Origin of the sequence: Pseudomonas sp. Pseusp97 (genome assembly GCF_047304025.1) — a bacterium.
Classification (GTDB): Bacteria; Pseudomonadota; Gammaproteobacteria; order Pseudomonadales; family Pseudomonadaceae; genus Pseudomonas.
In genome coordinates, this window is the sequence record NZ_JBGLYK010000276.1 from 1 (window position 1) to 6,388 (window position 6,388).

Sequence of the window (6,388 nt, forward strand, 5' to 3'; positions counted from 1 at the left end):
CGATCAGGCCCTGGGCGTTGCGCGGGTCGGCGCTGCCCTGCAGGCGCGCCATCAGGGTGCGGCTGCGGGTGCGCTCGGTCCAGGTGCGCATCAGGTAGATGACGGCGTCGGCCAGCCCCCAGGCGAGATTGCAGCCCAGGGCGGCGATCAGCATGGTGCGCACTTCCTCCCGACCCGAGGTCGCCACGCTCAGCGAGCCGATGAAGGTCATCGCCATCAGCAGGCCGAAGATGATTTCGGTGATGCGGTCGATCGGTTCCAGCACCCGTTGCCAGGTGCCCTTCTCGGCTTTGTCCATCGCTTCCCTCCTGATCGGCGAGCGTGGCTCGTCGCCCCTCGTCTGTGCCGTTGAGTGAGCGCTTGAGTGATCGAAGCAACGCGCCGGCCGGGGCTAACCCAGCCGGACGATATCGACCGAGATTTCCACGGCGGTGACGCTGCCGCGATTCTCCAGCCAGTGCGTGGTGGCGTGGTCCTCCGGCCAGCCCAGGCCCGGCCCGTAGTCGGTGGCGATGCCGTTGCGATGGTCGGTGATGGTGCCCTGCAGGATGAACACCGTGCCGGGGCGGTCGACGTGGTCGTGCAGCGGCCCGAAAACGCCGCCGGGCTCGATGGTCACCCGGCGCATGCGCAATTGGCGACCCGCCATGCCTTCGATCTCCGGGCCGAGGTCGACCGAGGACAGCAATTCCACCGTCACTCCCCGGGTTTCGGGGGCCACCTCCAGGCTGTTCATCACGCAGGCCTCGCTGAGCGACAGGTTCTCTGTGCCAGTAAAGACGCTGCATGGCGCCGCCCGAAGCGAGGCGACAAAGGGTCGTTCAGCCCAGGGCCGGGAGGCGCTCCAGGTCACACAGTGCGGTGGAGTCCTGCAGGCTTCTCTCGAAGGCTTCAAGGTCGTCGCAATGGTGCTGCAGTTCCGCGATGCGCCGGCTCAGCTCCTGTTTCTTCGCGGCAATCGCTTCGCGCACCAGGTCCCAGCGCGGGCGATCGTCCTCGCGCTGGAAGATCTCCTGCATCTCCCGGAGGCGGAAGCCCAGTTGCTGCGCGCACTTGATGAATACCAGCAGCTCGACCGTTTCCTGCGTGTAGACGCGGTACTTGCCCTCGCGGCGTGGCGTGGGCAGCAGGCCGATCTCCTCGTAGTGACGAATGCATTTGACCGTGGAGCCGGACAGCTCGGCGACCTTCCCGATGTACATGTGACCCACTCCTGCGCAGACGGCGGCAAGCATGCGGCAGCTGCGCAGAAAAACCCAGTCCGCGACTCATCCGGCGGCCAGCGCCTGCACCTGGCGCAGCCAGCCCTCGCGCCGCTCGGGCCGTGACTGGATGATCGGTCCGAGCAGCAGCGTGCGCGTCGGCCGGATGCCGCAGAACTCAAGGGTAGTCCGACGCATCTGCTGCAGGGCCGGCATGCGCTGGAACCAACGGAAGAACCACGGCGGCGTGTCCATGGTCGCCACCAGGTGCGCCGTGCGCCCCTTGAGCAGCTTCTCCGGGAAGGGCGAACCCTGGCGATAGCGGAAGGCAAAACCGGGCAGGAACACGCGGTCGAGAAAGCCCTTGAGCAGCGTCGGCACCCCACCCCACCAGACCGGGAACACCAGCGCCAGGTGGTCCGCCCAGGCAATCGACTGCTGCGCCCGCAGCAGGTCCGCCTCCAGCGGCTGTTGGCCGTTGTAACCGCTGCGCAACAGCGGGTCGAAGGCCAGTTCCCCCAGGCGCAGCAACCTGACGTCATGCCCGGCCTGGGCGGCTGCTTGCTGGTACTGATCGGCGATGGCGCCGCAGAAGCTGTCGCCGCTGGGGTGCCCGAGAATCAGCAGAATCCGTTTGCGTTGCATTGCTCGACTCCTTGTGAAAGCGAGTCGAGCCTAAAGCCTCCCCCTGAGGGGAGAGTCAACGCCGGACCGTCAGTCGAGAATGGCCACGGCGCGCACGAAGCCGGCGGAGGCGTGGCGGATCTTGTAGGGGAAGCAGCTGACCAGGAAGCCGTGGTCAGGCAGTTGCTCGAGGTTGGCGAGCTTCTCCATCTGCCCGTAGCCGATGTCGCGCCCGGCCTTGTGGCCTTCCCAGATGATCGACGCGTCACCCGAGGCGGCGAAGCGTTCGCGGGTGTACTTGAAAGGCGCGTCCCAGCTCCAGGCATCGGTGCCCACCACCCGCACGCCGCGTTCCAGCAGGTAGAGCGTCGCCTCGCGACCCATGCCGACGCCGGCTTCGAGATAGCCCGGCTGGCCGAACAGGCTGCCGGCGCGGGTGTTCACCAGCACGATGTCCAGCGGCTGCAGCGCATGGCCGATGCGCGCCAGCTCGGCCTCGACCTCGGCGGCGGTGACCACATGGCCGTCCGGGAAGTGGCGGAAGTCCAGCTTCACGCCCGGTTGCAGGCACCACTCCAGCGGCAGTTCGTCGATGCCGAAGGCCGGCTTGCCACCGTCGGTGGTGGATGCGTAGTGCCACGGCGCATCCATGTGGGTGCCGCTGTGGGTGGTGATCTGCAGGCGCTCTGCCGCCCAGGACTCGTCGCCGGGCAGGTCCTGCTTGCGCAGGCCGGGGAACATCGCGGCCATCTCCGGCCAGCCCTGCTGGTGGTCCATGTAGTCGATCTTCGGCAGCAAGGGCGGCGGGTCGGTATAGGGGTTGTTGTCCAGGGTCACGGACAGGTCCAGCATGCGGCGTTGGTTCAGGCTCATGCGGAAATTCCTTTGCGGGCGGCGGCGCGGCTGCGACGCGGCGGAAGGTCAAGGGCGTTGCGCAGCAGGCCGGCCACCGAACCGTCGTGGCAGAAGCCCAGCTCGCGGGCCTGCGGCGTGCGCAGCGGCGGATAGGCGCCGAACAGCGCCTCCAGTTGCGGGTCGGGATCGAAGACGATGCGCTCGCCATTGGCCTGGCCGAAGCAGGCGGCCAACCCGGCGAGCACCTGGGCAATGGACAGCTGCAACACCGGCAGCTGCCAGACCCGCTGGCTGCCCGGATTGTTCAGCCCGGCCGCGTGCAGCAGGTTGTCCACGCAGCAGCGGGCCGACATCCACCAGGCGCTGGCCTCCGGCGACACCGGACAGGTGTAGCTCTCCCCCGCCGCGTAGGCGTGCAGCAGGTCGCTCATGAAGGCCGAGCGCAGGCCGTTGGGTTCGCGTGGCCGGGCGACGATGCCGGGCAAGCGCAGGGCGCGGCCGTCCACTTCACCGCGACGGGACAGGTCCTGCAGGGCGATCTCGACCATGCGCTTGTGCGCCGCATAGGACAGCTGCGGCGCCGCCGGCTGTTCCTCGTCCATCCGCGCCGGCAACTCGCCGCCATAGACGGCAACGCTGCTGGCATACACCAGCACCGGCGGCCGCGCGGCATTGCGCAGCTGGTGCAGCAGCTCCAGGCTGGCCTGCAGGTTGACCTGGTAGCCCAGCTCGTACTGCGCCTCGGCAGCACCGCCCGGTACGCTCACCAGGTGGAACACCACATCGACGCCATCGGCCAGCACCCGGCGTAGCAGGGCCGGATCGGTGACGCTGCCGTAATGCCGGCGCAGGCGCGAATCGTCCGGCAGGTCTTCGAGCTTCTGGTCCAGCAACAGCAAGGCTTCGATCCGCCGTCCGCGCAGCTCGCCCGCCTCCAGCAGGCGCCGCACCAGCAGGCGGCCGACGAAGCCATTGGCCCCGCTGACCATCACACGCATGGCCAGCCCCCTTGCACCACGCGTTGGTCGATAGCGCCGAACAACACTTCGCCATCGGCACCGCGCGCTTCCATGCGCACGCGGTCGCCAAAGCGCATGAAGGCCGTGCGTGGCGCGCCATGGGCGATGGTCTCGATGGCACGGCGCTCGGCGATGCAGGCCGAGCCCACCGAGCGGTCGGCGTTGGACACGGTGCCCGAACCGATCAGCGTGCCGGCGCTCAGGCGCCGCGTCAGGGCGGCATGGGCGATCAGCTCATGGAAGCCGAAGTGCATGGCGCCGCCGTGAGGGTGACCGAACCACTCGCCGTTCCACTCCACCTTCAGCGGCAGGTGCACGCGGCCATCGCGCCAGGCGTCGCCCAGCTCGTCCGGGGTCACCGCCACCGGGGCGAAACTGCTGGCGGGCTTGGCCTGGAGGAAGCCGAAGCCGGTCTTCATCTCCCGTGGCGCCAGCGCGCGCAGGCTGAAGTCGTTGAGCTGCAGCACCAGGCGCACATGCTGCAACGCCTGCTCCGCCGGGCAGCCCATCGGCACCTCGTCGAGCAGCACGGCGAACTCGCCTTCGAAGTCGATGCCATGGGCTTCACTGGGTAGGGGGATATCCGCGCGCGGGCCAAGGAAATCGTCGCCAGCGCCCTGGTAGATCAGCGGGATGCGCTCGACGCCTTCGATGGGTTCCAGGTTGAAGGCCTTCTGCATCAGCTCGCCGTGGCTGAGGAAGCAGGAACCGTCCAGCCATTGCCAGGCGCGCGGCAGCGGCGCAGCGAGTTGCGCCAGGTCGAGGTCGAAAGCGCCGGACACCGCGTGGTCATTGAGCCGCTGGTAGAGACGCTGCAGGTCGGCTTCCAGCAGCGTCCAGTTGTCCAGCGCCGCCTGCAGGGTGGCGGCGATGCCGCTGGCATCCACCGCCCGCGTCAGGTCGCGGGAGACCACCAGCAGCCGGCCGTCGCGGCTGCCGTCATTCAGGGTGGCGAGCTTCATGGCAGCAGCTCCTTCAGCTCGTCGGCGTAACGGCCGTCGAGAAGGATGAAGACCATCCGCGCCATGGCTTCGGTGCGGTTGCTCCAGGCGTGGTTGGTGCCGCGCTGCACCACGATATCGCCGCGCTTGAGGTGCACTTCGCCGTCGTCCAGCACCAGCCAGACCTCGCCTTCGGTGACGATGCCGTAGTCCAGGGTCTGGGTGCGGTGCATCAGCTTGTGCTTCGAATCGGCCTTGCCGGTGCCGGCATGGGATTCGCCGATTTCGGCGAAGACCGCCGCGGCGTCTTCGGCGCTGACCTGGTTCTGCACGCTGTCCGGCGGGATGTCCACCACGCGGATGACGCTGCCCAGCGCACCGGGGCTGAGCTGCAGCGGCTGCGCGGTGGGGTCGTCGCCGTTGTCCAGCGGCGCGGGGCTGCCGAGGCTGTTCCACACCTCGTAGAACAGGGTGCCGGGCACCGCCTTGAGCGGGAAGTTGTTCGGCGTCGGGCCGCAGCTGGCGACCACCGCCTGGCCCTGGGCGTCGTGGCCGGTGACTACGCGTTTGAAGGTGGGAAGCTGTTGCATGGAGTCTCCTTTCAATTGCCGTCGCCGATGGTCGTGCCACCGTCGACGATGAGGTTCTGTCCGCTGATGAAGGCGCCGCCGGGAGCGGCCAGCAGCAAGGCCAGGGCCGCAACTTCCTCGGGCCGGCCGACCCGGCGCAGCGGCGTGAGCGCCAGGCGGCGCTGCAGGACTTCGGGGTTATCGGTGAGCGGGCGGGCGAATTCGGTGCGGATCACGCCGGGACTGATGGCGTTGACGCGGATGTTTGCCGGCCCCCACTCCACCGCCAGGTTGCGCGCCAGTTGCGCCAGCCCGGCCTTGGTCAGGCCGTACAGGCCCAGTCCCTTGTTGCCGCGCACGCCGGCGATGCTCGCCATCAGCACCACGCTGCCGCCGCCACCTTCGGCCATGGCCGGGAGCAAGGCGCTGGTCAGCCACAGCGCACTGCGCAGGTTGACGCTGAAGGTCAGCTCCCAGTCGGCATCGCTGGCCGTGCCGAGCGGCCCCAGGTGCGGCGCGACCCCGGCGTTGCAGACCAGCGCATCGAGCCGGCCGAGATGCTCCAGAGCCCGCTGCGCCAGCGCTTGCACGGCTTGCGCGTCACGCAGGTCGGCGGGCACGGCGATCACATCGACACCCTCTTCCGCCAGCGCTTCCACCGCTCGCCCGCAGTCCTCGGCACTCTCGCTGCTGATCACCAGACGCGCGCCAGCGCGGCCGTATTCGCGAGCAATGGCCAGGCCGATGCCGCGGGTTGCGCCGGTGATCAGCGCGGTCTTGCCGGCCAGGGAGAACAGTCCGTTCATAGCGCCCCCGCCACCGATGCGACACGGCGACCGCGCAGCAGCACCAGACACAGCGGAGCCAGTGCCAGCTGGGCCAGCGCCACCAGCAACAGGGCATGCGGCAGCTGGCCGGCGATGCCGCCGGTGAGCGCGAGCACCAGCAGCGGGCTGACGAACTCGCCGGCGAAGATCGACGCGGTGAAACCACCGGTGGCGCGGCCGCGCTGGTCGAAGCCGACCTGCTGCATCACCTGGGTGATCAGCGTGGGCAGCAGCAGGCCCACACCCAGCCCGTTGAGCAGCACGGCGAGCACTACGGGTGCATGGCTGGACGACAGCGCCATCAGCGCTCCGCCCAGGCCCGCCGTGGCGAAGCCCAGCGCCAGCAGGCGA

The 6,388-nt window shown here is 68.9% G+C and carries 8 protein-coding genes and 2 pseudogenes; all 10 read right to left on the bottom strand.

What is annotated here, in order from left to right:
• Positions 1–298 (bottom strand): annotated as a pseudogene (locus tag ACCC94_RS26810) (hypothetical protein); the annotation flags it as partial.
• A 93-nt stretch (positions 299–391) separates the two neighbouring features.
• Positions 392–736 carry a cupin gene (locus ACCC94_RS26815; protein ID WP_413352638.1) on the bottom strand — a complete coding sequence of 115 codons (345 nt, stop codon included), beginning with the start codon at positions 734–736 and terminating at the stop codon, positions 392–394.
• Between the two features lie 85 nt (positions 737–821).
• Positions 822–1,202: a MerR family transcriptional regulator gene (locus tag ACCC94_RS26820; protein WP_413352639.1), complete on the bottom strand. Its 381-nt coding sequence runs from the start codon at positions 1,200–1,202 to the stop codon at positions 822–824.
• A 66-nt stretch (positions 1,203–1,268) separates the two neighbouring features.
• Positions 1,269–1,847 carry an NAD(P)H-dependent oxidoreductase gene (locus ACCC94_RS26825; RefSeq protein ID WP_413352641.1) on the bottom strand — a complete coding sequence of 193 codons (579 nt, stop codon included), beginning with the start codon at positions 1,845–1,847 and terminating at the stop codon, positions 1,269–1,271.
• 69 nt (positions 1,848–1,916) lie between these two features.
• On the bottom strand, positions 1,917–2,699 hold the full coding sequence (locus tag ACCC94_RS26830; RefSeq protein ID WP_413352642.1) for a cyclase family protein: 783 nt from the start codon (positions 2,697–2,699) through the stop codon (positions 1,917–1,919).
• A complete protein-coding gene (locus ACCC94_RS26835) occupies positions 2,696–3,679 on the bottom strand; it encodes an NAD-dependent epimerase/dehydratase family protein (protein ID WP_413352643.1) in 984 nt (327 codons plus the stop codon). The genes ACCC94_RS26830 and ACCC94_RS26835 overlap by 4 nt, the downstream gene beginning before the upstream one ends.
• Positions 3,670–4,662, bottom strand: coding sequence for a fumarylacetoacetate hydrolase family protein (locus ACCC94_RS26840; protein WP_413352644.1), 993 nt, complete (start codon positions 4,660–4,662; stop codon positions 3,670–3,672). The genes ACCC94_RS26835 and ACCC94_RS26840 overlap by 10 nt, the downstream gene beginning before the upstream one ends.
• Entirely contained in the window at positions 4,659–5,231 is a 573-nt protein-coding gene (locus ACCC94_RS26845; RefSeq protein ID WP_413352645.1) for a cupin domain-containing protein, read from the bottom strand. Before ACCC94_RS26845 ends, ACCC94_RS26840 begins: the two co-directional genes overlap by 4 nt.
• Before the next feature lie 11 nt (positions 5,232–5,242).
• Positions 5,243–6,016, bottom strand: coding sequence for an SDR family NAD(P)-dependent oxidoreductase (locus ACCC94_RS26850; protein ID WP_413352646.1), 774 nt, complete (start codon positions 6,014–6,016; stop codon positions 5,243–5,245).
• Positions 6,013–6,388, bottom strand: a pseudogene (locus ACCC94_RS26855) (MFS transporter); the annotation flags it as partial. The gene ACCC94_RS26850 and the pseudogene ACCC94_RS26855, both read right to left, overlap by 4 nt.